This window comes from Bacillus cereus group sp. MYBK222-1 (genome assembly GCF_051916425.1).
Lineage (GTDB): Bacteria > Bacillota > Bacilli > Bacillales > Bacillaceae_G > Bacillus_A > Bacillus_A paranthracis.
The window spans coordinates 1,389,578-1,415,573 of the sequence record NZ_JBQAGP010000001.1 but is presented as its reverse complement, the minus strand read 5'-3'; the positions used below and the strand labels follow the sequence as shown (position 1 = coordinate 1,415,573).

Sequence of the window (25,996 nt, the reverse complement as noted above, 5' to 3'; positions counted from 1 at the left end):
CAAATTATGGTTATTTGTGCTAATATGAACTTATAGCTATATAGAAGGGGTGAGTTAGTATGAAAACTGAACTAGTTCCTAAAAAGAAGTACAGTATAATAAGCTACATATGTTTACTCATCGGTATTTTATGTTTTCTGTTCGTTTTTATAACGCCAACAAGGATAGCGAATGCAGGTAATATAGTAGGAGATTATATTACAGTTGCCCTGACAGTTGCAGGTATCATACTTTCTATCATTACAATGACGAAAAAAACAGAGAAGAAGGGGATTGCTATTCTTTCATTCATACTGTCCTCATCATTTTTTATATTTTGGATTATCGCAATTATCTTATTGTTTACTGGTCAAATTAGTTTTGCGCCGTAATGTGCAGTAAAAAGAGTCCTTCTCGTATGAAGGACTCTTTTTATTCGCTTTCTTCCGGTTGATATTCTAAAATATCTCCAGGTTGGCATTCTAATGCTTTACAAATGGCTTCTAAAGTTGAAAAACGGACTGCTTTTGCTTTTCCATTTTTCAAGATCGAAAGGTTAGCCATTGTAATTCCAACCTTCTCCGAAAGCTCTGTTACACTCATTTTTCTTTTCGCTAACATTACATCAATATTAATAATAATTGCCATATTATTCACCTCAGACCGTTAAATCATTTTCTGATTTTATATCTATCGCATCTTTTAATAGTCTTTGGAGTACGGCAGCAAAGACCGCGATTACCATTGAAGCAAAAATTATAATCATTCCAATAATAATAATGCCAGGGGCGTCATCTCTCTCTGCCACAAGATAGAAAAGTGGCATACCTAATACATATAATACACTAATGGCTAGTGCGCTGTACTTAATATTTTTTAAAGCTTTAACAGACAGCTCAGAGAATGCGTTGTTTTTATCAATATAGTTTAAAAGTTTGAATGTTTGATACAGCGCAAAATAATAAGGTATTGCTGTCGCGTATAAATTGATAAATACAAGATATTTAATATATGCCATTTCGGGATATAATTCAGCAGCGAAATTCCCTATGTTAGGGACTAAAAAAATGCACATAGCAAGAACAGGGATACCCATTAGAATCACAGCTGTCTTTAAGAAAAGTGTTGATCCTTGTTTCATAAAAAGCACCTCATTTATTTAATATCTTATTAATTTACCATGAAATTTATTGTTTAACAATAAATTTTTATTTATTTTAATTGGAGATTTGTTGTTAAGCAAGTTAATGATGGGAAATCTTCTTTATAAGATAGATGAACTATACCGAGATGTAATGAATAAGAAAGTTCCTATTGTTAGCTTTAGAAAAATTGGGAACTAATAAAACATATGTAGGCAGTCAGAATTTTGTATGTAAATGAATGTGAAACTAATGGAGGCGCAATCATGTTTGTATTGGGTTTAAAGATGAAGAAGTTACTGTTAGTAGGAACGATAACACTAAGTATGTTATGTACTGAAAGTATGATGGATGATCATACGGTGGAAGCGAAAGTGAAAAAAGTAGAACGACAACCGAAAAATGTAATCATGATGGTTATGGACGGAACAAGTTCTTCAGCAACTACATTAGCTCGCTTGTATAAAGGGAAACCACTTGCATTAGATGAAATTGTAACAGGAGGAGTTCGTACATATTCGGCGGAATCAGCTATAACAGACTCAGCACCAGCAGCTACAGCTTTAGCGACAGGGAATAAATCAAATTCAGGATATGTAGGCGTATTACCTACTATTGTAAGTTCACCTGGCTTAAAACCAATGAAAGAGGAGGACAAATTACGGCCAGTTGCCAATGTTTTAGAAGGTGCAAAACGTACGGGTCGTGCAACTGGAATTGTTGCTACAGCTGAAATTCAGCATGCTACTCCTGCTGGATTCTCCGCTCATCATGTGAATCGTAAAAATTTTGAAGTGCTCGCGGAGCAACAAGTGTATCAAAATATAGATGTCGTATTAGGCGGGGGAAAAGCAGCACTTCTACCTGAGATAGATAGTGGGATTCGAAAAGATGGTGAAGATTTAGTAAAAGTGATTCAAAACAAAGGGTACGACTTTGTTGAAACGAAAGAAGCATTATTAGGCTCTAAATCTAATAAAATTTGGGGCTCTTTCTCGCTTAATGCTTTAGCATTTGATATGGATCGTGAAGCAACAAATCCGGAGCAACCAACACTTTCGCAAATGACGGAAAAAGCCATTCAAACGTTATCAAAAGATAAAGATGGGTTCTTTTTATTTGTGGAAGGAAGTAAGCCAGATTGGGCTGCACATGTGAATGATCCAATTGGGATGATTAGTGATGTGTTAGCATTTGATCATGCAGTTGCAGAAGCATTAAGATTTGCAAAAAAAGATGGTAATACGATGCTAATCGCCGTAGCGGACCATGGTAATAGCGGTATTTCTATTGGCAATATGAATACGACAAAAGGTTATAATACTACGCCGGTCTCTGCATATATTGATCCATTGAAAAAAGCGAAAATGACACTTGAAGGGACTATCAATAATTTGAAATCTGATCTATCCAATGTAGAAGAGGTAGCTAAATTATACGGGTTGGACAATTTAACTTATGATGAAAAAGAAAGGTTAAAAGTGGTTAAAAAGAAAATAGACGTAGGTCCAATTTTCACTACATTATTGGCTAACCGTGCGAACATAGGCTTTACAACAGGAGGGCATACAGGTGAGGATGTATTTTTATATTCATACGGCCCTCAAAAGCCAGTTGGTTTGATTCAAAACACGGACGTTGCAAAGACAATAGCGAAAGCGATGGGCTTTAATTTAGAAGAAGTAACAAACAAATTATTTGTAGAGAGTGAATTAGCCTTTAAGCAGAATGGTGCAACTGTAACAATAGATAAAACTGATGTAGCGAATCCTGTACTCATAGTAAAACATAATAATGTAACAACTCAATTATTTGTTAACAAAAATATAATTCGTATTAAGAATAAAGATTATGAACTAGGAAGTGTTGTTGTAGAAAGCAATGGTAAGTTCTATGTACCAGAAGAAGCAATTCGTTTATTCATAAAGCATTCTCGTTAAAAAATGCCAATTCCTTAGCTACTACTTAGGAATTGGCATTTTTGTGTAGATGAGATTTCACTCGAAAAAAAGAGGAAAGAGAACCACAAATTCTAGAGTGAACTTCCTGTAAATTTACCTATTTTATGTTTTTCATCCTAGAAAAAATATTTCTCAACATTTTAGCACTTTAAAAAGATTGAATATTCGTATTATAACGAATATTATATTGCTATCGGCAAAAATCGATAATTTGCAGACACTGGGGAGGAAATACATTGAGAAAGAAAAAGAAATTAAAACCTTTAGCGGTATTAACAACAGCAGCCGTACTAAGTAGTACATTTGCTTTTGGAAGCCATGCAGCATATGCTGATGCGCCACCATCTCTACCAATTGATGAGCATTTAATACCAGAGGAGCGATTGGCAGAAGCACTGAAGCAAAGGGGAGTAATTGATGAATCTGCATCACAAGCTGAGACATCAAAGGCTGTCGAAAAATATGTTGAGAAAAAGAAAGGGGAAAACCCTGGAAAAGAAATCTTGACAGGAGATAATCTTACGCAAGAAGCTTCAGATTTTATGAAAAAAGTAAAAGATACAAAAATGCAGGAAAATGAACAGGCGCAGCAGCCCGAAGTAGGACCAGTAGCTGGGCAAAGTGCAGGATTGAACCCAGGAAAATTAAATGGAAAAGTACCAACTACACCAGCGAAGCAAGCTGAGTACAATGGGGCTGTTCGAAAAGATAAAGTACTTGTATTACTCGTAGAATTTAGCGATTTTAAGCATAATAATATTGATCAAGAACCGGGTTATATGTATTCTAAGGACTTTAATCGTGAACATTATCAAAAAATGTTATTTGGTGATGAGCCATTTACGTTATTTGATGGATCGAAGATTAATACATTTAAACAGTATTATGAAGAACAATCTGGCGGAAGCTACACAGTTGATGGAACTGTAACGGAATGGCTTACTGTTCCAGGAAAAGCGTCAGATTATGGTGCTGATGCGGGAACTGGTCATGACAATAAAGGTCCTTTAGGCCCAAAAGATTTTGTGAAAGAAGCATTGAAAGCAGCGGTAGCAAAAGGCATTAATTTAGCTGATTATGATCAATTTGATCAATACGACCAAGATGGTGATGGAAATAAAAATGAGCCAGATGGAATCATTGATCATTTAATGGTAGTACATGCAGGCGTGGGACAAGAAGCTGGCGGTGGTAAATTGAAAGATGATGCGATTTGGTCTCATCGCTCAAAACTAGGATCGAAGCCATATGCGATTGATGGTACAAAATCTTCTGTTTCGAACTGGGACGGAAAGATGGCTGCATACGATTATACAATCGAGCCTGAAGACGGAGCGGTTGGTGTGTTTGCACATGAGTATGGTCATGATTTAGGGTTGCCAGATGAATATGATACAAAGTATTCAGGACAAGGTGAACCAGTTGAATCATGGTCCCTAATGAGCGGCGGTAGCTGGGCTGGAAAAATTGCAGGTACAGAGCCAACAAGTTTCTCACCGCAAAATAAAGAGTTTTTCCAAAAAAATATGAAGGGGAACTGGGCGAATATTGTTGAGGTAGATTATGATAAACTTCGCACGGGAATCGGTACTGCAACGTATGTAGATCAAAGTGTGACAAAATCAAAACGACCAGGAATCATTCGTGTTAACTTGCCGGACAAAGATATAAAAAATATTGAGTCAGCATTTGGTAAGAAGTTTTATTACAGCACGAAAGGAAATGACATTCATACAACACTTGAGACACCAGTATTTGACTTAACGACTGCAACGGATGCCAAGTTCGATTATAAGGCATTTTACGAACTGGAAGCGAAGTATGATTTCCTTGACGTATATGCGATTGCAGAAGATGGAACGAAGACACGCATTGATCGAATGGGCGAAAAAGATGTAAAAGGCGGTATAGATACAACGGATGGTAAGTGGATTGATAAATCATATGATTTAAATCAATTCAAAGGAAAGAAAGTAAAACTGCAATTTGAGTATGTAACAGATATTGCAGTAGCATATAAAGGATTTGCGTTAGACAATGCAGCATTAACTGTAGATGGAAAAGTTGTTTTCTCTGATGACGCAGAAGGCCAGCCAGCAATGACATTAAAAGGATTTACTGTGTCTAACGGATTTGAACAGAAGAAACATAACTACTATATCGAGTGGCGTAATTACGCTGGGTCTGATACTGCATTACAATATGCACGTGGTCCAGTATTTAATACAGGAATGGTTGTATGGTATGCGGATCAAAGCTTTACAGATAACTGGGTAGGCGTTCATCCAGGTGAAGGGTTCCTTGGAGTAGTAGATTCTCATCCAGAGGCACTCGTAGGAACATTAAACGGACAACCTACTGTGAAGAGCAGTACACGTTATCAAATTGCCGATGCGGCATTCTCATTTGATCAAACGCCAGCATGGAAAGTAAATTCACCAACTCGCGGTATCTTTGACTATAAAGGATTACCAGGAGTTGCAAAATTTGATGATTCTAAGCAATACATCAACAGCGTTATTCCAGATGCGGGACGTAAGTTACCTAAACTAGGATTGAAGTTTGAAGTAGTAGGTCAAGCTGAAGACAAGTCTGCAGGTGCAGTTTGGATCCATCGATAAAATGAAATGAAATGAAGAGGAGCTGCCATAAGCCGGTGAAACTGACTTATGGCAGCTCTTTTCTGCTTGTAAAAAGTTCTCGGTTTTAATTGTAAAGATTGGAAATGTATTTGATAAATAAAATGCTCAATCTGTTCAATTATAGCGCTATTTTGAGCGTAAGTAATTTGTAAGTATTGAGTAAGAAAAAAGAGAATTTTATAGTATATAATAATATTTATTACATCTACTTTTAACACCTGATACTAATAGTATGCTATAATATGAATTAGCAACAAAAAGGAAAGGAATTAGTAAAATGACATTAGAAAATACTAAAAATTTAAAAAAACAAGTTGCTCCATATGAAAAATCAACAATTAAAAAAAGTGTGTGGCAACTTATTAACACAGTCGTGCCATTTGTTGTTTTATGGTATCTCGCTTATAAAAGTTTGTCTGTTTCTTATCTGTTAGCATTAGTTCCATCTTTGTTAGCTGCTGGTTTTATGACGCGAATTTTCATAATTTTTCATGATTGTACCCATTATTCATTCTTTAAAAGTCGACGTGCAAATAGAATAGTAGGTACATGTATGGGTGTGTTAACGTTATTCCCATTTGATCAATGGGGGCATGAGCATGCGATTCATCACGCTACAAGTGGTAATTTAGATAAGCGAGGTACAGGAGATATTTGGACGCTTACAGTCGATGAATATGTAGCTGCACCATTTAGACTTCGTTTAGCATATCGTTTATATCGCAATCCATTCGTTATGTTTGGATTAGGTCCGATTTATGTTTTCTTGCTTAAAAATAGATTTAACCGAAAAGGTGCAAGACAGAAAGAACGTATGAATACGTATTTGACGAATATTATTATCGTTGCTGTAGTAGCTATACTTTGCTGGGCAATAGGATGGCAATCGTTTCTATTAGTACATGGTACGATATTCTTAATTGCAGGTTCAGTAGGGATTTGGCTGTTTTACGTACAGCACACTTTTGAGGATTCTTATTTTGAAGAGGATAAAGATTGGGAATATGTAAAAGCGGCAGTAGAAGGAAGTTCATTTTATAAACTTCCAAAAATCTTGCAATTCTTAACTGGTAATATTGGATTTCATCATGTTCACCATTTAAGTCCAAGAGTACCTAATTATAAGCTAGAAGAGGCACACAATAATACGCTTCCGTTAAAAAATGTACCAACAATTACACTTGCTACAAGCTTACAATCACTACGTTTCCGTCTTTGGGATGAGAAAAGTAACAATTTTGTTAGCTTTAAAGAAGTCAAAAATATAATTAAAAATAATGTTTCTGTCCGGGTGAAATCGGAATTATAATTTCATCGGCTATAAAACTCCCCTTAATCATTTTCGATTTAAGGGGAGTTTTTGTTATATATAACGGATATTGAGGACGTGGAATACTCATATGTAGGTATAAATTCAAAGATATGATAATCATATTATGTAAACAAGATAAAACATCATTTTTTTTTATTATTGTGAAGGATATCATACATATATAATGGAAAGCAGAAGGTGGATGAGAGTAATGATGAGAACAGAAACAACGTAATAAAATAATTCTTTCAAAAGGAAGGGGAAATGAAAGATGTTAAAATTACAAGGAAAATACAATGAAGCGAAAGTATTTACGAATAACGTTGATGAGACTGCGACAGGGCAGATTATTGATCTTTGTAACCAAGAATTTGTAAAGGATAGTCAAATTCGTATTATGCCAGATACACATGCGGGAGCAGGGTGTACGATTGGGACAACAATGACAATACAAGATAAAATCGTTCCTAATCTTGTAGGGGTAGACATTGGTTGTGGTATGGAAGTTGTTGTAATTGATAAGAAAAAAGAAGAAATTAATTTCGATTGTTTAGATGAAACAATTCGTAAATTCGTTCCAAGTGGTTTTCGTATCCGAGATAAAGAACATCGATTCTCAAAAATGATTGATTTTGATGGTGTGAGAGCTCCATTTACATTACAACGCGCTCAAAAAAGTATTGGTACACTTGGGGGAGGAAATCATTTTGTCGAATTGAATGAGGACGATAAAGGGAATGTATATATTGTCATTCATAGTGGTTCTCGTAATTTAGGTAAACAAATAGCAGAGTATTACCAAAACTTCGCATATGAACAACTCATTGATGTTACATCAATGAAAGATGAGATTATTAAGAGATTAATGAAAGAGGGGAGAGAAAAAGAAATACAAGAAACTTTACGTGGAATAAAGAAGCCTAATATTCGAAAAGAATTAGCTTATTTAGAAGGACAGGGATTCAAAGATTATATGAATGACATGAATATTGCTCAAAAGTATGCTGCGTTAAATCGTAAAGCAATGATTGATGAAATTGTTACGAAAATGGATTGGAAAGTAACCGATCAATTTACTACAATACATAACTATATAGACATAGAAAATATGATTCTACGAAAAGGTGCTATTTCAGCTCAGAAAGATGAACGAGTCATTATTCCAATTAACATGAGAGATGGTTCAATTATTGCATTTGGTAAAGGTAATCCAGACTGGAATTTTTCTGGTCCGCATGGGGCAGGACGTATCATGAGTCGTAAGAAGGCTAAAGAATTATTGAGTCTAGAGGACTTCCATAATACGATGACAGAAGTTTGGACTACATCGGTAGCAGAGAGCACAATTGATGAGGCACCAATGGTATACAAGCCAATGAATGAAATTATCGAAAATACGAAAGAGACAATAGATATAAAGCATATTATTAAGCCATTATATAATTTTAAAGCGAATTAAAATGATAAAAGACCGCACATGAAGTGGAATCCATGTGCGATCTTTTAGATAAGCAGGGTATTACATCGTCTCGCTAATTTTAGTTTCACTATTAGTGTTAGTAGAAATTCTTTTCTTCACTTTAAAGTGATAGTACGTGTAGCAAAAGATGATAAATGGTACAGTGCAATAGATTCCTAGACGTTGTTCTGGGATAAAGATTAGACTGATTAATATAATGCCATACAATCCAAAACCAAGTATTGGTACAAGTGGATAAAGTGGCGTTTTGAACTTTAAGTCTTCTAATTTTCCGCCGTCTGCTACATAATGTTTACGGAAAAAGAATTGAGAGACACAAATTGACATCCAAACAATGATTGTTATAACTCCAGAAATGGAAATTAACCATAAGTAAACCGTTTCAGCAGCTACAACGCTTGTTAAAAGAGAAAAAGCAGAAATAGCAATTGTCATAATTAAAGCGTTTAGAGGTATTCCTCGTGATGATAATTTCTTTAAAAAGGCTGGAGCCATTTCATTTTTGGATAATGACCAAAGCATACGAGTTGCCGCGTATAGTCCTGAGTTTGCGACAGAAAGAACAGCAGTAAGAATAACAAAGTTCATAATATCAGCCGCATATGGAATACCGATATTATCAAAAACGGCAACGAACGGGCTTTTTGTTAATCCTGCTTCTTCCCAAGGAATTAAAGCAACAAGAACAAAGATTGCTAAGACGAAGAAAAACATCGTACGCCATATAATATTTCTAATAGAACGAGGTAAAGTTTTTGCTGGATCTTCACTTTCACCTGCAGCGATTCCAACAAGTTCTGTACCTTGGAAGGAATAATTGACTGTAACCATTGTTAATAGAATAGCTGCAAGTCCATTTGGAAATAAACCACCATGATTCACGAAATTTGATAATAGCGGAGCTGGTTCGTCGCCTTTTAAATCAATAAAACCGAACATAGCGGCGCCACCAAGAATAATAAAAGCGATAATGGCAGATACTTTTATACTTGAAAACCAAAATTCTGTTTCTGCATAACTACGAGCAGATAGTGCGTTAATCGTGAAGATTGTAACGCCAAATATTAAACACCAAACCCAAACAGGAATATCAGGAAACCAGCGCTGCATTGTAATGCCAGCAGTTGTAAATTCAAGGCCGGTCGTATTCGCCCAGCTTAACCAATACAACCATCCGATTGTAAAGCCAGTTGCAGGATTGATAAACTTAGTGGCATATTCCTGGAAAGACCCCGAAACAGGCATGGCTACAGCGAGTTCACCAAGACATAGCATAACGAAATACATTAATAATCCACCGGCCATAAAGGCAAGTACGGATCCACCAGGTCCAGCCTGACTTATAATAAAACCAGATCCGTTAAATAATCCCGTTCCAATCACGCCACCGAGTGCAATCATGAATAAGTGTCTACTTTTCATCGTACGTTTTAATTCATTGTTTGAATTATTTACTTGCGCCATTGTTTTCCTCACTTTCGTAGTTGATAGCATAAAGTTTGATGTTTTTCCGTATTGTGGAATATATTCCGTGATGTGAAATCTTGTTATAATTTTCAGATAATTAAAAAGAAAAGTCAATACTTTTTTGTTTACGCTTTCAAATTATTGTTCGCAACATATTTTTATTTTTAGAAAATTGAATAAATAGATTGATTTCATTTCGAATGTTTGTTAAATTGATAGGTAATTGAGCGTGCTAACATATTACAAGTGAAGTAGAGGTGAGTTATGGTACAGTCCATTGATCGAGCGATAAGTATTATAAAGTTATTAAATTCTACTAATGAAAAAGAGTATTGGGCCATTTCTGATATAGCGGACAGAACACATCTCCCAGTTAGTACAGTACATAGATTACTTAACTCTCTAATCGAGCATGGGCTAGTTACACAAATTTCAGAGACGAAACAGTACAAAATTGGACCAATGTGGATGGAAATAGGATTACGACAATTGGAGAAGGTAGACTACAGATCAGTCGCAAGAGAAGTAATGAAACGATTGGCCTATGAAGTGGAAGAAAGTGTTTATTTGAACATTCCAAATGGAACACATTCTATTATTATTGAAAGAATGGATAGCCCTTTAAAAATTCGAGTTATTGATAACTTAGGGGAACAGATTCCTCTTTCAATTGGTGCTGCAAATAAAACGATGCTTGCCAATATGAAACAGAATGAAATGGAATATATTGTTGAGCAACTACTTTCTGCTTTACCAGAACAAAAGCAAATTCTTCTTGATCAAATAAAGCAAATAAGAAACGAAGGATATGCTGTCAGTTATGGAGAAAAAACAGAAGGGACAGCTTCAGTAGCTGCACCTATTATCGGATTTAATCATAAAGTAGTAGGAGCATTAAGTGTTGGGTTAATTAGTCATCGCATTAATAATGATCGACTATCTTTTCTTATTAGTAAGGTAAAACAAGCAGCACATGAAATATCAATAAAAATCGGCAGTACATCAGAACTATAATTTTGATAACTGTCGTCATTTTTTATTCATATACTGGAATTCATTTTCATAATGCGGAAAAATAGGGGGATTTATATGTCAAAGTGGCAATCAAAAGAACAATTGATTCAATTATTAAGCAGTCTTGTTGAAATTCCTAGTATTACAGGTACAGAAGCTGAAGTGATATTGCCAGACTTCGTTGTGGAACAATTATCTGATTTACAGTACTTCAAAGAAAATCCGCACCATTTGCAAAAAAATCCGACTGGGGACGGACGATATTTTGTTACAGCACTAGTAAAGAAAAGCGATCGTACAAAAAATACCGTAATTTTAGTAAGTCACTTTGATGTTGTAGATGTACAAGATTATGGAGTGTGGAAAGAAGATGCATTCAATCCTAAAAAGTTAACGTCTATGTTTTATTCTCATAAAGATGAGCTTCCAGACCATGTACGTGAAGATATAGAACATGGAGATTGGCTGTTTGGTAGAGGAACAATGGATATGAAATGCGGCCTCACGTTACAAATGGCAATGATTGAGCAAGCTTGTGAAGGAAGATTTGATGGGAATGTTCTTTTATTGGCTGTACCAGATGAAGAAGTAAACTCTGTAGGGATGAGAGCTGCTGTCCCAAGATTACTAGATTTAGCAAGAGAACATGATTTAGAGTATAAAACGGTACTAAATTCAGAGCCTATGTTTTCAAGGCACCCTGGTGATCAAAAGAAATATATTTATACTGGTTCTATTGGTAAAGTGTTACCTGGTTTTCTTTGCTACGGAAAAGAGACACATGTAGGTGAACCTTTTGCAGGCTTAAATGGGAGTTATATGGCTTCATTAATAACAGCAGAATTAGAGTTGAATACAGACCTTTGTGATATTGTAGAAGGGGAAGCGAGTCCTCCGCCAACTAACTTACTTCAAAGGGACTTAAAGGAGGAGTATTCTGTACAAATTCCGCATCGCGCAGTCACATTATTTAATTTGTTTTTACTAGAAAAATCAATGACAGATGTCGTTTCATTGCTGCGTCAAAAAGTAACGAAAGTAGCAGAAAAAATAGAAGAGCAATATGAAAAGCAAGCATATCGTTTTTCTAAATATAATCCGTTTATACCGCCTAATATGAAGGTGAATGTATTAACGTATGAAGAGCTTATCACTTATGCAATTGAACAACATGGGCAAGAGAAAATAAATGAAATTCAATCTAGCATTATTAAAAATAGAGAAGGTAAAGATGATCGTGCGGTAACGATTGATTTAGTAGATAAACTAGCTATTTTATGTAAAGAAAAGGCGCCGATGATTGTGCTTTTCTTTGCTCCGCCATATTATCCAGCTGTAAGTTCACGCAACAACCAGTTAATTAAAGAGGTAGTTGGAGAGATGGAAAAGTATGCACACTTCAATCATAATATTTCATTTGAAAACCAAAACTATTTTGGAGGAATTTCAGATTTAAGCTACGTGGGCTTACAAAATCCATTACATTCAATGAGTTCACTTGTAGACAATATGCCATTATGGGATAAAGGTTACTCAATTCCACTTCAGGAACTAGAAGAATTTGATGTTCCAGTATTAAATATGGGACCGGTAGGAAAAGATGCACATCAATGGACAGAACGTCTAGATGTAAATTACGCATTTGAAACGCTATTAGATATGTTACCGATTTGCATTGAAAAATTACTTGTTTCTAATAAAATTACACAAGTATAGTAGGGAAGGGAAAAGGTAAATTATTTTAATATAATTAATAGCTAAAACGGCCAAACTCAAGTAAATTCGAGTTTGGCCGTTTATCATGTAGTGCATTTCTAATTAAATTCATAACTAATGTGATCTCTTTTATAGTTTTACTTTTTCGTTTGACCAGATAGTTCAACAGACTTTTGTGTACAACGTTGCATAGCTGAAATGATAGCTGTTCGTAAACCTTTTTCCTCTAATGTAGCTACAGCTTCTATCGTTGTTCCCCCAGGAGAACAAACCATATCTTTCAATTCACCAGGATGTATGCCTGTTTCTAGTACCATCTTTGCAGATCCTAATACAGCTTGAGCTGCGAATTTATATGCTTGATTTCTTGGCATACCATCTAGTACAGCAGCATCTGCCATCGCTTCTATTATCATATATACGTATGCTGGTGAAGAGCCACTTACAGATGTTACAACATCCATTAACTTTTCACTTACAATCTCTGATTGACCAAAACTATTGAAAATGTTTAGCACATCTTCTAAATCTTTTTCTGTCACCATTTCATTCGGACATAATGCTGACATTCCTTCTCCAACAAGAGCAGGAGTATTAGGCATTACTCGTACAACTTTTATTTTTTTATTAAAGGCATTTTCAGTACTTTCAATACTTTTACCAGCAGCGATCGTAACGATGATAGCATCGTTTTTTATTACTTCTTTAATTTCGTTAATTACTAATGAGTATAAGTCTGGTTTAATTGATAAAATTAAAATATCAGCATTTTTAGCGACTTCATTGTTGTCAGTAGTTATAGTTATTCCGTACTTTGTACTAGCATTTTCTAAATTCGTTGTGTTTAAATCTGAACACATGATTTTATTTGAAGACACTATCTTTTTGTTTAGCATCCCGCCAATTATAGCCATCCCCATATTTCCGCATCCGATGAATCCAATTTGTTTATCCATAATAACTCAATCTTGCTCCTTTTTTAATAAATTATATCATTTTGAAATTGTTATCTTAAAATAACAATAACATCTCCATGCAATATAAAGAAACATTCTAAGAGAATATTTTCCTTTTTGCAACACCAAAAGATAAAAAATCAATTATATTCGACATTCTGTAAATATATACACTATAATGTAAGGTATTATGTTTATGAATATGAGTTGTAGTTATATCAATTTGTATTTTCATTCAGTAGAGCAATCTTTTCATGCAAGTAACTTGCTCCTCTATTTATTTTTAAAAATACTTCTTGACACCAAATCGAACTATATCGCATAATATAAAAAAATTAAACCGAAAATCGTTGAAGGGAAATAGTACATATGTCTTCTTGCGAAAGAGAGTGGAATTCACCGGCTGAAAGATTCCTCGTATAGAATATATCGAACCTATCCCTGAGTCTTAAATGAAAGTTTAGGCGTTTGCCTGCGTTATAGGCACCAAGTGGATATATATGTATATCAATTAAGGTGGTACCGCGGAACAATGACCGTTTCGTCCTTTTTATTTTATGAAGGGCGAAGCGGTCATTTTTATTTTGCTCTTAAATAGGCTACGTGCAGCACTCATAAGAATAGAAATCGCTGCAAGCTGTATGAATAGAAATGTAATGTATAAAAAACTTTGATTTTAGACTTGGGGGATAAAAAAGTGAAGAAACAGCGAATAGTTGTAAAGATTGGGAGCAGTTCTTTGGCAGATAGTCATGGAGGCATTTCTAAAGAACAACTTTCAGATCATGTTGCCGCATTAGCTCGATTGAAAGAGGAAGGGCATGAAGTGTTGTTAATTACATCTGGGGCCGTTGCTGCAGGTTTTTCTGCTCTAGGATACCCTAGCAGACCTGTAACAATTAAAGGAAAACAGGCTGCTGCGGCTGTCGGACAAAGTTTGTTAATGCAGGCATACACGGAGGAATTCCGTAAATACGGTATCGTTACTGCGCAACTATTGCTGACGAGAAGTGATTTTTCTAGAAAAGAACAATATAGTAACGCTTACGCGACGTTAGGAGAGTTACTAAACCGTTCTGCTCTTCCAATCATTAATGAAAATGATTCCATCTCTTTAGAGGAGTTAACGTTCGGTGATAATGATATGCTGTCAGCTTTAGTAAGCGGACTTGTTTCGGCAGATATGCTTATGATTTTTACAGATGTGAACGGTTTATATGATAAAAATCCTCAAAAAAATGAGGATGCGAAAAAATATTATTTCCTTCCTGAAGTTACAGAAGAAATCGCTTCTCTTGCTGGAGATGCTGGCTCAAAACTTGGGACTGGTGGTATGAAATCAAAAATCGATGCTGCAAAGACAGCACTCTCTCTTGGAGTAAGTGTATTTATCGGAACAGGACGTGGACAAGAGAAATTTGTTGATGTTTTAAAGGGGAAAGGTGACGGGACGTATGTCGGAAATGCCCCTCAAAAAGAAATGAAGATGAACAAGCAATGGATCGCTTTGCATTCGGTTGTTAGCGGTCAAATTGAAATAGACGCTGGAGCAACTACAGCTATCATTCAGCATGGCAAGAGTCTTCTTCCTGCGGGTGTTACAAATGTGTCAGGATTTTTCAAAGTTGGCGATGTTGTAGAAGTCATGACGCAACAAGGGCGCGTAATTGGAAAAGGACAATGCACATATAGCGCAGAGGAATTAAGAGAGATAAAAGGTATGCAAAGCCAACATATTCAAGCAAGAGGCGAAAGGCATAGTTATGAAGTCATCCATAGAGATCATTGGGTTTCACTTTAAGAATATAGTTTTTTTAACCTTAAAAAGGAGGAAATAAAAATGAATGAAGTGTTGGCAAAGGGGAAAAGAGCAAAAGAGGTTGCTAGGGAGCTGGTACTAAAATCTACACATCAAAAAAACGAAGCACTTGCTGCAATTGCAAATCAATTAATAAATGAAACAGCTTATATTTTAGAGGAAAACAATCGGGATATAGAAGAAGGTAAGGCAAAAGGGTTTTCTGATTCTCTCCTTGATCGCCTTATGCTGAATGAACAGCGTATTGTTGATATGACAGAAGGGATTAAGCAGCTAATTGAATTACGTGATCCTGTAGGAGAATGTGTAAGTGCATGGGAAAGGCCAAATGGACTATCTATTCAGGAAATGCGTGTACCACTTGGTGTTGTTGGGATGATTTACGAGGCAAGACCGAATGTAACAGTGGATGCTGCTACTATTTGTTTGAAGACAGGAAACGCAGTCATATTACGTGGTAGTTCTTCTGCTATTCATTCTAATAAAGCCATTGTTGCCGTTATTCACAGAGCGCTCAAACAAACAAGCTTACCAGAAGAAAGTGTACAGCTTATAGAAGATACAACGCGAGATAGTGCGAAGCAGTTGTTTACAATGAATGATTATCTAGACGTTCTTATTCCAAGAGGTGGCAAACAATTAATCGATACTGTTGTGAGGGAAGCGTCTGTTCCAGTACTTGAAACAGGTGCGGGAAATTGTCATATTTTCATTGATGAAACAGCGGATAAACAAATGGCATTTGATATTATTATAAATGCAAAAACGCAGCGTCCATCTGTATGTAATGCAATTGAAACGATTGTACTTCATGAGAAGTGGGCAGAGCAATATGGTAGCGAGTTGTTTTCTTCTTTGAAGGCAAGAGGCGTGGAGCTACGTGGTGATCAAAAAGCATTGGCAATTGATTCATCAATTGTACTTGCTTCAGAAGAAGACTGGGGGACAGAATTTTTATCTCTCACGCTAGCAGTTAAATTAGTTTCTTCTATAGAAGAAGCGATTCACCACATAAATACGTATGGATCTATGCATTCTGAAGCAATTATTTCAGAAAACGAGGAAAACGTCAGCAAATTTTTCGTATCTGTTGATGCTGCTGCGCTGTATCACAATGCATCAACTCGTTTTACTGATGGATCTGAATTCGGATTCGGAGCTGAGATTGGCATCAGTACACAAAAGCTACACGTAAGGGGACCAATGGGACTTCCTGCATTAACTTCCACAAAATATATAATTCGTGGTAATGGACAAATTCGAAAATAAAAATAAAAGACACTTAATTCGTTTGGGTGTCTTTTATTTTAAAAATTATTTACCATACAAAAAGCCCAACAAGCATAGCGCTTAATAAGGAAACAGCCATTCCGCTCACAAGAAGCTTCCAAACATTTTTCCCGATGACTGATGATTTTTCGCCGCCAAATAATGAATTGTAAGTTCCATAAATCATACCTACTGTACTAAAGTTAGCAAAAGAAGCTAGAAATGTTGTGGCAACCGCAACTGTATGCGGTTGTAAAGACTTTAAGTTTGATTTTAAATCCATCATTGCAACAAATTCATTCGTCGTTATTTTGATCCCCATTAGTTCAGCTACATACATAGCATCACTGCCCGATAAACCGAGTAAAAAAGCGAAAGGACTAAAGATAATAGAGAAGATTTTTTGAATTGTTAAACCCGTTACAAAAAATCCTAAAATCCCATTTAAACATGCTGTTAAAGCTACATATCCAATTACCATAGCTAAAATAACGATAACCATATTCATCCCGACTAACATACTGTTGGAAATAGTAGAAAAGAAATCTTTTTTTTCATGTTTGGAAGGTGAATAAACAACATCTTCTTCTTTCGAAACTTCCACAGGATTTAATACATTGGCTAAAATTAATGCGTTAATACAGTTTAATGGGATTGCGCTGAAAATATATGTTGCTGGAACCATTGATAAATAAGCACCAAGAATGGATCCGCTGACGCTACTCATACTCATAATTCCAAAAGTCAGCAGACGATTTTCTTTTAAAACAGATAATTGATCCCGAACAACAGCAAGCGCTTCGGTGTTCCCTAAAAACATCATTTGAATCGAAAAGAAGCTTTCTAACTTGGGTAAACGAGAAATCTTTGAAATAATTGCACCTACTTTATCAATAATCCAAGTTAAGATTCCAAAGTAAGAAAGAATATCAAAGAACGTGATAACAAAAATGATAGGAAGTAATGCGCTAAAGAAGAAATCAATTGTTTGATTTTCCATAGCAGAAGGAAATGCAAATCGAATTCCTTCATTCGCACATGCCAGTAGCCAACTGAAAAATGAAGCAATTTTATTAATGATAATACTGCCTAGCTTTGTGCCTAACATAAACCACGTAATAAAAAGCTCCAATATGATGAGAATTACAATTGGTCTCCATTTTATATGTTTTTTATTAGGCGAACATAAGAAAACGATTAATATGACAACGAAAATCCCTAACATATTCAATATGAAATACATGTCAACAACTCCTTGAGGCTTATTATTTGTATATAAAAAAGCTCCTATTCTTCTTAATTTAGAATGAATGTATTTCAACTAAAATTTTGTTAATTCTAAAAATGTAGAAGGTAAAATTCGATAAACATAGAATTTAATATATAGCAAACAAGGAGGGATAAAAATGGAGGTCTATCACATAACGAGTAGAAAGAGGGAAACTTATAACGTTCAAGTGAAATATTCGATACTTTTCGAATGTGCTCTTGGCATTGCAGCAATTACTCATAAGCGGTTAATTGATACTCTTGAAAAGAGCCAAAATGAATGGGAAGAAATGAAGCAATCATTAACAGAAGAAATGAGAGAGCACTTACAGTTTGTAGAAAAACATAATACGTGGAAAGCGTTACTTCAGTTGTTGTATGAAGAGGATTTTCAGGACTTAGCACAGTTTCATGGTAAAATCGATTCGCTTTCAGAAGTAGATTTGAAATATATATGTTTACCGTTTTTAGGGGAGAAGTACCAAGAAAAAAGAACTTTAGCGGCAAGTGGAAACGTAACTGCAATACATGAACTAATGGAACTGACACAAGAACATCAGTTTTTCTCTACGTATATTCGTTTTATATGTGATGTTGATGTACAAGTGCTAAAATCCCATTTAATTGCTGTTATGACAGGATGGTACGACAGTGTTATTAAAAGAGAGGAAGAACAAATACTTTCTATATTCAAACGAGATTATGAAGCAAAGAATGAAATGAATAAAAAGATGAAACCGGAAGAGTTTGTCGAGTGGGCCACTGGTGGCGTGAACTATATGCCAGAGCCAAGTGTTCATTACGTACTTCTTATTCCGCAAATGACGTACAGACCGTGGAATATTGAGGCGGATGTTGAAGATACGAAAGTATTTCATTATCCAGTTGCAAACGAAAGTATCCATCCTGAAGATCCATATGAACCGAACTATTTTTTAGTTCAAAAACATAAAGCTCTTGGAGATGAAGCGAGGTTACGCATTGTAAAAATGTTGTTCGAAAAAGAACGAACATTGCAGGAAATTACAGAAAGATTGCAACTTGGTAAATCGACTGTACACCACCATTTGAAATTGTTACGTGCGGCGAAGTTAGTGGATATACATGACGGAAAATATGTATTAAGAAAGAAAGCAGTACAGTCTTTAGCGAAAGAATTAGATATGTTTTTGAATAGATAATTAACAACGAGAATGTACATAAAGGGAGGAATATAAAAGAAAAGTTGGTGTGTGAAATTGAAAAATATATTGAAAAATCGCTCGTTCTTTTTTATGTGGATTGGTAGTGCAATCTCAGAATTAGGAGGCGGTTTCGGAACGTTATGTAATTCAATTCTAGTATATGAGTTAACAGGATCGGAAATGGCTTTAAGTAGTATGTGGCTATTATATTTCATCCCATCACTCATACTGCAATTAATCAGTGGCCCATTTATTGATAAATGGAGTCGGAAGTGGATTATGATTTTTTCACAATGGATACGAGCGTCCGTATTCTTATTACCTTTGATAATGTTAGTTTCCGGTAGTTTAGAAGTTTGGCACATTTATGTTGTTCAAATTGTAGTGGGACTTATTACACCACTTTATACACCTGCAAGTCAAGCAATTACACCGAGCATTGTAGGGAAAGAACAACTTCAAGATGCAAATGCGTACATTGATGGAATGACTCGTCTTATGATGTTTCTTGCGCCAGTATTAGGTGGAGTAGTCATTCATTTGATTGGCACAGAACTTGCATTATCTTTCGTATGCATTTGTTTATTTGTTAGTGGCACTTTCTTACTTTATATAAAAGAAAATAGAACGTCGCAACCTATTCGGAAAACGTGGCTAGAACAGTTTCTTCACGGTTTTACATATTTTTTCACAAAACCAATCATTGTTTGGCTCGGTATATTTCTTACTTTCGTTCAATTTGGAGTAGGAGTAACAATGGTCACAAACCTTCCTTATATAAAAGATGAGCTATCAGCGGGATATGCGGAATTTGGTTATTTTATGGCCGGATTCCCACTTGGCTATGTAGTTGGATCTATACTAGTCGGAAAAGTAACATATAAAAGCCGGCGTATACTTATGCTTGGAGGATTGTTTATAGGGGGGCTCACATACATTTCGCTAGGGTTCAATCATAGTATTATCATTGCAATAATAATTGAAGTAATAGCAGGGATTTGTATTGCATTTTTCAATGTTCATAACACAACGATATGCCAACAGTCAGTTCCGAACAATATGATAGGACAAGTATTTTCAGTGCGATTATTTTTCATACGATCCGCTATGCCATTAGGTGTGCTAGTAGGGGGAATATTGAGTGAAATGTGGGGAGTAAGAGCGCTATACTTTATTATCGGTTCAATTATATGTGTCACTTCTTTAATCGGAATCTTACTCCCATATTTCAAATTTTTAGATGGGGCAGTTGAAGAGAAAACAGCATAATTCGAAAAATCTAAACTTTATAATTGAAAATAATTATCATAATCAACTATAATAGAAGTATAGTAGTATTCGTATTACAATGAAGGAGTGGGATATATGTTTATCGAAACGAAAACATTTACAGTAAAAGAAGGTACATCAAATATAGTTGTAGAACGTTTTACTGGAGAAGGTATTATTGAAAAGTTTGAAGGTTTTATTGATTTAAGTGTTCTTGTGAAAAAAGTAAGACGCGGCGACGAAGAAGTAGTCGTTATGATTCGCTGGGAATCTGAAGAAGCTTGGAAAAACTGGGAAACAAGTGAAGAACATTTAGCTGGACATAGAGCGAGCCGTGGTAAACCAAAGCCAGATCATATCATTAATGTGGATCACGCAGTTTATTATGTGAAATCATCGAAAGCGGCTTATCAACAGTCGTAATATATATGTAAAGGTAGAGGATATTTGTTTATTAATAAACAAATATCCTCTTTTTTTGATTTATAGTAAAATATGGATGTGATAAATGTTTATTTGATAAAAGTGGTGACTTAAAAAAACTAAAAGAAATAGCTATATCTGAATTTGAAAACTATCGTGTTTCTAGCGACAAAGTGAAAGGCATTTCTCATTGGTTACAGAGTTCGTTCATTAAAATTCAATCTGCTTTGAAAGCAAATGATGAGTTAAAGGCTTCATACATAGTTCAAACTTCAACTTGGACATTGTTAGAAGGAATATGGGCTATTAATAATAAGCCAGTACCGCCAGCGGGATCTGTGTTGAAGTATATTCAAACGTTACCGAATAAGCCAATTCATTTAGATGTGTTACTTAATAAACTATTTTTAGATGATACGAAGGACCGTATTAAAGCAGCAATTGAGTTAATTGAGTGGGTGCTTCATAAATAATATTGTTGGTAAATCGATATGTTGTGTTGAATCGTCGATATATCGAGAAAATCGTTGATATAAATTTCATATACTGTATAAGTAGCAACTAAAAGAGTGTAATCTAGTTAAATTTTTAAAATGAAGTTTCATAACAAGGTCTATTTTGCAAAGGAATTGCTTATGCATAAAATAACAATAATGTATCTTAATGCAAAAAAACTAGAGAATCTAGCAGGTTTCCCATATGGTACAGTACGAAACGATTATAAGTAGTACAGTGATATAAATAGGAGGTTACCGCTATGACATCTGTATTTAAAGATATGGCGTTCCAGCTGAAAACGGAACGACTCGACCTGAATATGTGGGAGGAATCCGATGCAGTCTGGCTTAGAGAACTAGTTGGTGAACGTGGAGTTGAAATGCCAACCGTTGAATCTGTTCGTAACGATCTTATTGAGAAGCGCAAGATAGCAGCTGAAAATGGTATTTCTCTTCTCACGATTCGTAGACGAGACGAAGGCGATTTCATCGGTTACTGTGGCTTAATTATCGGTCGTTCCACGCTTGAAGAGCCGGAGATTGCATACGAGTTGTTCCGTAGTGCTCATCGCATGGGTTATGCGACAGAGGCAGCATCAGCGGTATTGGAGGCTGCGATTGCTACGGGGCGCAAAAGACTATGGTCTACTGTAGGCGCTTGGAATACTGCGTCTTTTCGGGTGTTAGAGAAGTTAGGATTTACGCGACATCATAGTACGTTTGGCGAACGCGGTGAGATTGTTTGGAATGTGCGCGATCTATAGATTAAATTCAAAACAATGAAAAACGTAAAAGAAAGCCCATATGTTAGATTACTCAGTAATCTAGCATATGGGCTTTTCCTTTAAATGCAATAGTTTGTTTTAATTTTTTACATCCTCATATAATTGGAGTGCCTCTTTCACATTCAACCCATTTTTCACAATCCCATGTATCGCTTGAATCATCGCAGCTGGATGTTCGGATTGCCATATGTTGCGGCCCATATCTACGCCGATTGCACCTTCTTGCAGGGCGTTATACGTAATGTTTAATGCGTCTTCAATTGAATCTAGTTTTGGGCCGCCCGCGATGACGACTGGGGCAGGGCAAGTGCTTGTAATTTTTTCGAATCCTTCGCAGTAATACGTTTTAATAATGTCAGCACCCATTTCAACGCATACACGGGAAGCAAGTGCTAAAAAGCGAGCTTCACGTTTTTGCAGTTCTTTTGCAACTGCGGTAATGCCAAGTACTGGCAGACCATAATCGTGAGCTTCTGAAACTACATTTGCGAGATTTGTAACTGTTTGTGTTTCATAGTCTGATCCGACGAAAACAGATACGCCGACGCCAATTGCATTTTGTTTTACTGCTTCTTTTACAGGGGTAACAATTGTTTCATTCGCTAAGTCTTTACCGACGACAGTAGCTCCGCCTGATACACGCATAACCATCGGTGTGCTGCAGTTTTCAGGAATGCAGGAGTTAAGTACACCTCGCGTTAAAAAGAGGGAATCTGTGTAAGGAAGTAAGTTTTTAACTGTTTCAAGTGGTTGTTCAAGCCCGTGAATTGGTCCTAAAAAGTAGCCGTGATCTATCGCTAACATAACCGCTCTGCCATCAGGTAAAATTGTATTTAATCGATTTTTAAATCCCCAAGTCATTCAAAATCACTCCTTCGTTAATGTTGGATTTTCCGTTTGAACAGTATCTTTATTTGGTAAGTGTGGTGACTTTATAAAAACCGCTTTAAAAGGTTTGTCAGAATGGTTAATAAGATAGTGAGATTCATGAGGACGAACTTGCAGGACATCACCTTGTTTCATTGGAACTCTTTCGTTATTTACATAGAAATCTATTTCACCTTCTAATGCATAAAAGACCTCTTCGCACGTCGTATGATAATGGTTTTGAAACTCCTGTCCAGGCTGAATGACAACAAGGCCAAGATCAATATTCGGACCTTGTATTAAATATTTCGGCCCGTTATCACCGAAGCGATAGGAGAAGTCATTTTCATTCGCTTTTAGCATACAGTTCACTCCTTTATGTAATGTGTTACAGTGCACCAGGCGCAATCCACATATGTGAGGTGAGCCCGTTATCAGCTAAAGTGAGCTGACTGTCATATACAGTTTTCCAGGTTTCATAGAACTCTTTATATAGTTCGTGATTTTCAGTAACTGGTTCGAATGTTTGCTCCCACTGTACAAACTCTTCGGCAGTCTCTTCCATAGATGCATATATGCCAGCACCAACTCCTGCAGCAATTGCAGTTCCTAAAGCAGCTGCTTCTTTCACAACAGGTACTTTTACAGGAATACCAAGGACGTCTGATAGAATTTGTGGCCATAGTTTTCCTTTAGCGGCACCACCAGCAAAAACGACTTCAGAAGGGAATGTTCCTGTGAGATTTTCTATTAATTTTAAGTTTCCAAGTGTAACGAAGGCGGCATTTTCTTCAATAGCACGGAATAGCTCTTTTTTTCCACATTTGTCAGCGTCTAAACTTAAATTTAAAAAAGATGGTGCGGCATGACGCCAAGAAATGTAGTTCATAACGTTTGAAAAAGTAGGGATAATGCCATGTGAGCCGACAGGTACGTCTTTTGCTTGTTCTTCTAATAATTCATAAGCATCTACACCGAGTTTGTCAGCAAGTTTCTTTTCCTCTTGGCAAAAAGCGTCTCGAAACCAGCGCATAACGAGGCCTGGGAAAAAGGCAATCGTTTCGTATTGCCATAGGTTACGTACGACGTGACAATTTATACGAATCGCAGCTTGTGGATCTATTATTGGCTCAGTAACATTCACTTCTTGTTGCCAAAAACTACCTCCGCATATTAATGTTTGATTCGGTTTCACAACTCCAGTTCCGAGCGATGCCATTTGAGCATCTCCGCCCCCGGCTACGACAGGAATTCCTTCACGTAATCCAGTTAATGCTGCACACTCTTTTGTAACGTTGCCAATTACTGTACCAGCTTCATTTACTTTTGGTGAAAATGGCAAAGTTATACCACACTCTTTAGCTACATCGTTATCCCAATTTCTATTTTGTAAATCAAAGATTCCAGACGTACAACCGTTTGAAGGATCAATTTGCAGCACGCCGCTCAGTTTATATAAAATCCAATCGTTTAACATTGTAAAAGAGTGAATAGTATTATAGACGTCAGGTTCATGTTTTTTAATCCAAAGTAGGCGGGGTAAAGCACCTAATGAAAAAGTTTGACCAGACTTTGTATATAAATCTTTTTCAAGATGTGACCGAATTTCTTTTAGTTCACTAACCTCCGCAGATGCACGCCCATCAACATTTGCACAGGCCCATATTTCTTGCCCATCTTGATCATATAAAACAAATCCTTCCCGCATACTTGTAGCGCTAATAGCAAGAATAGAAGAGGCAGGGGTATTGCTTTTTTGAAGAACCTCTTTCGTGCATTCTTGTACTAGCTTCCAATTTTCTATTACATCAAAGTTCATAGAGCCTGGATAACGAGGGTCAGATTTGTGAATCCATTCTTTTTGACTTACTGCAGTTTGATTACCATGTAAATCAAAAAGAACTGCTCGAATGCTTCCTGTACCAGCATCGAAAGCTAATAAATGGGACATGAACAATCACCATCCTTTCGTAATAAGGAGAGGGCAGTCTCCTCATCGGTAATTAATGTATGAATAAACTTTCCTTTTAAGGCACCATAAATTGCATCTATCTTTTCTGTACCTCCAGCAACACCGACGACATGATTCATATTGCGCAAAATAGAGAGAGGCGTGCCAATTAGACGATTGTGATGCGAGAGCTCTAATAAATCGCCATTTGTATTATAAAACTGTCCTAAAATATCGCCTACGCCGTTTTGACTACGAATATATGTCATCTCACGTAGTGTTAATTTTTCTTCTTTTACAATCGTAGCGTCTTGAGATAATCCTCCAATACCGACAACAGCCGTATGAGCAAGTGAAGCGACATGAAGCATATCTTTTACACTCGGTTCTGATAGAATACTTTGTGCCATTTCGGTTGTAGACGCTAGAAACGGCGTAGGGATAATGTGAAGATCACCTTGCATGTAATGTAAATAGTTTTGTTTTCTCGGGAGATAGTGATTTACTCCGCCTGTTAACGTTACGATTGAGAGATTAATAGAACTTTCGAAATGAATGTTTTCTAGCATTTTGCTAATTGTTTCTCCCCAGCCAATACCGAGTAAATCTCCTTGCTGGAGCTGAGTTTCTAAATATTGTGCAGCAGCTTTTCCGAGAGAATCGTGATAATTGTTTACTGGGGTCGGGATAATAAAAGCATCTTTTAAGTAGAACTTTTTCATTAAGTCACGCTCAATACTTAAACAGTGCAAACCAGTCCCTTTTACGTGAAATGTAACGATACCTTCACTCCGCGCCTTATCTAATAACCGGACGACTTTATTTCTTGAAATATGAAGAAGTGAAGCGATTTCCTGTTGTGTTAATTGGTCCTTATAATAGTACCAAGCTACTTTCGTTAATAAATTCTCTTCAAAGTTCAGCTGAGTCATACTCTTCATCCCTTTCAACAATTGACCACAGCTTAAACATATGTACCATATATTTTGTTTAT

Annotated in this window: 22 protein-coding genes, 1 pseudogene and 1 other annotated feature; of the genes and pseudogenes, 14 read left to right on the top strand and 9 right to left on the bottom strand. The window is 36.1% G+C overall.

Annotated features, from left to right (window positions below):
• Positions 1-59 precede the first annotated feature (59 nt).
• Positions 60-371, top strand: coding sequence for a hypothetical protein (locus ACTFR9_RS07315; RefSeq protein ID WP_000845971.1), 312 nt, complete (start codon positions 60-62; stop codon positions 369-371).
• A gap of 40 nt (positions 372-411) precedes the next feature.
• Here ACTFR9_RS07315 and ACTFR9_RS07310 read toward each other — a convergent pair whose 3' ends face one another.
• Together ACTFR9_RS07310 and ACTFR9_RS07305 are read right to left on the bottom strand one after the other, a co-directional pair.
• Positions 412-627, bottom strand: coding sequence for a helix-turn-helix domain-containing protein (locus ACTFR9_RS07310; protein ID WP_000974621.1), 216 nt, complete (start codon positions 625-627; stop codon positions 412-414).
• A 10-nt stretch (positions 628-637) separates the two neighbouring features.
• Positions 638-1,120, bottom strand: coding sequence for a DUF2975 domain-containing protein (locus ACTFR9_RS07305; RefSeq protein WP_000809105.1), 483 nt, complete (start codon positions 1,118-1,120; stop codon positions 638-640).
• Positions 1,121-1,387: 267 nt separating this feature from the next.
• Here ACTFR9_RS07305 and ACTFR9_RS07300 point away from each other — a divergent pair, with 267 nt between their 5' ends.
• The 4 genes from ACTFR9_RS07300 (at position 1,388) to ACTFR9_RS07285 (ending at position 8,495) form a co-directional block, all read left to right on the top strand.
• Positions 1,388-3,061 (top strand): alkaline phosphatase, encoded by a 1,674-nt coding sequence (locus ACTFR9_RS07300; RefSeq protein ID WP_000497801.1) that lies wholly within the window; start codon positions 1,388-1,390, stop codon positions 3,059-3,061.
• Positions 3,062-3,318: 257 nt separating this feature from the next.
• Positions 3,319-5,703, top strand: a complete 2,385-nt coding sequence (locus ACTFR9_RS07295; protein ID WP_073535842.1) for an immune inhibitor A domain-containing protein — start codon at positions 3,319-3,321, stop codon at positions 5,701-5,703.
• A 298-nt stretch (positions 5,704-6,001) separates the two neighbouring features.
• A complete protein-coding gene (locus ACTFR9_RS07290; RefSeq protein ID WP_000171517.1) occupies positions 6,002-7,033 on the top strand; it encodes a fatty acid desaturase in 1,032 nt (343 codons plus the stop codon).
• Positions 7,034-7,307: 274 nt separating this feature from the next.
• Positions 7,308-8,495 carry an RtcB family protein gene (locus ACTFR9_RS07285; RefSeq protein WP_000916218.1) on the top strand — a complete coding sequence of 396 codons (1,188 nt, stop codon included), beginning with the start codon at positions 7,308-7,310 and terminating at the stop codon, positions 8,493-8,495.
• A gap of 60 nt (positions 8,496-8,555) precedes the next feature.
• Here the strand turns inward: ACTFR9_RS07285 and ACTFR9_RS07280 are convergent, their stop codons facing one another.
• On the bottom strand, positions 8,556-9,980 hold the full coding sequence (locus ACTFR9_RS07280; RefSeq protein WP_000079958.1) for an amino acid permease: 1,425 nt from the start codon (positions 9,978-9,980) through the stop codon (positions 8,556-8,558).
• Between the two features lie 267 nt (positions 9,981-10,247).
• Between ACTFR9_RS07280 and ACTFR9_RS07275 the strand changes: the two genes are divergently transcribed.
• Together ACTFR9_RS07275 and ACTFR9_RS07270 are read left to right on the top strand one after the other, a co-directional pair.
• Positions 10,248-10,997 (top strand): IclR family transcriptional regulator, encoded by a 750-nt coding sequence (locus tag ACTFR9_RS07275; RefSeq protein WP_000250773.1) that lies wholly within the window; start codon positions 10,248-10,250, stop codon positions 10,995-10,997.
• 75 nt (positions 10,998-11,072) lie between these two features.
• Positions 11,073-12,713 (top strand): M20/M25/M40 family metallo-hydrolase, encoded by a 1,641-nt coding sequence (locus ACTFR9_RS07270; RefSeq protein WP_000049552.1) that lies wholly within the window; start codon positions 11,073-11,075, stop codon positions 12,711-12,713.
• A 137-nt stretch (positions 12,714-12,850) separates the two neighbouring features.
• On the opposite strand, the gene proC is transcribed toward ACTFR9_RS07270, so the two are convergent.
• Positions 12,851-13,669: a pyrroline-5-carboxylate reductase gene (gene proC / locus ACTFR9_RS07265; RefSeq protein WP_000360709.1), complete on the bottom strand. Its 819-nt coding sequence runs from the start codon at positions 13,667-13,669 to the stop codon at positions 12,851-12,853.
• Between the two features lie 341 nt (positions 13,670-14,010).
• Positions 14,011-14,221: a binding site (T-box leader), on the top strand.
• Positions 14,222-14,366: 145 nt separating this feature from the next.
• Between proC and proB the strand changes: the two genes are divergently transcribed.
• Positions 14,367-15,470, top strand: a complete 1,104-nt coding sequence (gene proB / locus ACTFR9_RS07260) for a glutamate 5-kinase (RefSeq protein ID WP_000744725.1) — start codon at positions 14,367-14,369, stop codon at positions 15,468-15,470.
• Between the two features lie 39 nt (positions 15,471-15,509).
• Positions 15,510-16,757 (top strand): gamma-glutamyl phosphate reductase, encoded by a 1,248-nt coding sequence (gene proA, locus ACTFR9_RS07255; protein WP_074542216.1) that lies wholly within the window; start codon positions 15,510-15,512, stop codon positions 16,755-16,757.
• 49 nt (positions 16,758-16,806) lie between these two features.
• Here the strand turns inward: proA and ACTFR9_RS07250 are convergent, their stop codons facing one another.
• Positions 16,807-18,000 carry a NupC/NupG family nucleoside CNT transporter gene (locus tag ACTFR9_RS07250; protein WP_000273598.1) on the bottom strand — a complete coding sequence of 398 codons (1,194 nt, stop codon included), beginning with the start codon at positions 17,998-18,000 and terminating at the stop codon, positions 16,807-16,809.
• A gap of 163 nt (positions 18,001-18,163) precedes the next feature.
• Between ACTFR9_RS07250 and ACTFR9_RS07245 the strand changes: the two genes are divergently transcribed.
• The 5 genes and pseudogenes from ACTFR9_RS07245 to ACTFR9_RS07225 all read left to right on the top strand — a co-directional run bounded on the left by ACTFR9_RS07245 (position 18,164) and on the right by ACTFR9_RS07225 (position 22,163).
• The gene (locus tag ACTFR9_RS07245) at positions 18,164-19,207 is read left to right on the top strand and encodes an ArsR/SmtB family transcription factor (RefSeq protein WP_229136681.1); all 1,044 of its coding nucleotides are present in this window, start codon (positions 18,164-18,166) and stop codon (positions 19,205-19,207) included.
• Between the two features lie 51 nt (positions 19,208-19,258).
• Positions 19,259-20,479, top strand: a complete 1,221-nt coding sequence (locus tag ACTFR9_RS07240; protein ID WP_076855853.1) for an MFS transporter — start codon at positions 19,259-19,261, stop codon at positions 20,477-20,479.
• Between the two features lie 96 nt (positions 20,480-20,575).
• Complete coding sequence (gene hmoA, locus ACTFR9_RS07235; protein ID WP_000469503.1) at positions 20,576-20,902, top strand: heme-degrading monooxygenase HmoA; 327 nt, start codon at positions 20,576-20,578, stop codon at positions 20,900-20,902.
• Between the two features lie 89 nt (positions 20,903-20,991).
• A pseudogene (locus ACTFR9_RS07230) lies at positions 20,992-21,375 on the top strand (DNA polymerase subunit beta); the annotation flags it as partial.
• 284 nt (positions 21,376-21,659) lie between these two features.
• Positions 21,660-22,163 (top strand): GNAT family N-acetyltransferase, encoded by a 504-nt coding sequence (locus ACTFR9_RS07225; RefSeq protein ID WP_000204931.1) that lies wholly within the window; start codon positions 21,660-21,662, stop codon positions 22,161-22,163.
• A 99-nt stretch (positions 22,164-22,262) separates the two neighbouring features.
• Here ACTFR9_RS07225 and lsrF read toward each other — a convergent pair whose 3' ends face one another.
• From lsrF to ACTFR9_RS07205, 4 genes are read right to left on the bottom strand one after another with little or no spacing between them, the layout of a single operon-like run.
• Positions 22,263-23,045 carry a 3-hydroxy-5-phosphonooxypentane-2,4-dione thiolase gene (gene lsrF / locus ACTFR9_RS07220; RefSeq protein ID WP_000219760.1) on the bottom strand — a complete coding sequence of 261 codons (783 nt, stop codon included), beginning with the start codon at positions 23,043-23,045 and terminating at the stop codon, positions 22,263-22,265.
• A gap of 6 nt (positions 23,046-23,051) precedes the next feature.
• Positions 23,052-23,414, bottom strand: coding sequence for a cupin domain-containing protein (locus ACTFR9_RS07215; protein ID WP_000909989.1), 363 nt, complete (start codon positions 23,412-23,414; stop codon positions 23,052-23,054).
• A gap of 25 nt (positions 23,415-23,439) precedes the next feature.
• Entirely contained in the window at positions 23,440-25,002 is a 1,563-nt protein-coding gene (gene lsrK / locus ACTFR9_RS07210; protein ID WP_000018823.1) for an autoinducer-2 kinase, read from the bottom strand.
• Positions 24,987-25,934, bottom strand: coding sequence for a sugar-binding transcriptional regulator (locus tag ACTFR9_RS07205; protein WP_144532597.1), 948 nt, complete (start codon positions 25,932-25,934; stop codon positions 24,987-24,989). The genes lsrK and ACTFR9_RS07205 overlap by 16 nt, the downstream gene beginning before the upstream one ends.
• Positions 25,935-25,996 lie beyond the last annotated feature (62 nt).

Bases quoted from the DNA above. Each gene is read 5' to 3' on its own strand.
- ACTFR9_RS07305 (WP_000809105.1), bottom strand. From the start codon at position 1,120: ATGAAACAAGGATCAACACTTTTCTTAAAGACAGCTGTGATTCTAATG.
- lsrF (WP_000219760.1), bottom strand. From the start codon at position 23,045: ATGACTTGGGGATTTAAAAATCGATTAAATACAATTTTACCTGATGGC.
- ACTFR9_RS07245 (WP_229136681.1), top strand. From the start codon at position 18,164: ATGGAGGTCTATCACATAACGAGTAGAAAGAGGGAAACTTATAACGTT.
- ACTFR9_RS07285 (WP_000916218.1), top strand. From the start codon at position 7,308: ATGTTAAAATTACAAGGAAAATACAATGAAGCGAAAGTATTTACGAAT.
- proA (WP_074542216.1), top strand. From the start codon at position 15,510: ATGAATGAAGTGTTGGCAAAGGGGAAAAGAGCAAAAGAGGTTGCTAGG.
- ACTFR9_RS07215 (WP_000909989.1), bottom strand. From the start codon at position 23,414: ATGCTAAAAGCGAATGAAAATGACTTCTCCTATCGCTTCGGTGATAAC.
- ACTFR9_RS07290 (WP_000171517.1), top strand. From the start codon at position 6,002: ATGACATTAGAAAATACTAAAAATTTAAAAAAACAAGTTGCTCCATAT.
- ACTFR9_RS07250 (WP_000273598.1), bottom strand. From the start codon at position 18,000: ATGTATTTCATATTGAATATGTTAGGGATTTTCGTTGTCATATTAATC.
- ACTFR9_RS07280 (WP_000079958.1), bottom strand. From the start codon at position 9,980: ATGGCGCAAGTAAATAATTCAAACAATGAATTAAAACGTACGATGAAA.
- ACTFR9_RS07205 (WP_144532597.1), bottom strand. From the start codon at position 25,934: ATGACTCAGCTGAACTTTGAAGAGAATTTATTAACGAAAGTAGCTTGG.
- ACTFR9_RS07225 (WP_000204931.1), top strand. From the start codon at position 21,660: ATGACATCTGTATTTAAAGATATGGCGTTCCAGCTGAAAACGGAACGA.
- ACTFR9_RS07315 (WP_000845971.1), top strand. From the start codon at position 60: ATGAAAACTGAACTAGTTCCTAAAAAGAAGTACAGTATAATAAGCTAC.
- proC (WP_000360709.1), bottom strand. From the start codon at position 13,669: ATGGATAAACAAATTGGATTCATCGGATGCGGAAATATGGGGATGGCT.
- ACTFR9_RS07275 (WP_000250773.1), top strand. From the start codon at position 10,248: ATGGTACAGTCCATTGATCGAGCGATAAGTATTATAAAGTTATTAAAT.
- ACTFR9_RS07310 (WP_000974621.1), bottom strand. From the start codon at position 627: ATGGCAATTATTATTAATATTGATGTAATGTTAGCGAAAAGAAAAATG.
- ACTFR9_RS07300 (WP_000497801.1), top strand. From the start codon at position 1,388: ATGTTTGTATTGGGTTTAAAGATGAAGAAGTTACTGTTAGTAGGAACG.
- hmoA (WP_000469503.1), top strand. From the start codon at position 20,576: ATGTTTATCGAAACGAAAACATTTACAGTAAAAGAAGGTACATCAAAT.
- ACTFR9_RS07270 (WP_000049552.1), top strand. From the start codon at position 11,073: ATGTCAAAGTGGCAATCAAAAGAACAATTGATTCAATTATTAAGCAGT.
- lsrK (WP_000018823.1), bottom strand. From the start codon at position 25,002: ATGTCCCATTTATTAGCTTTCGATGCTGGTACAGGAAGCATTCGAGCA.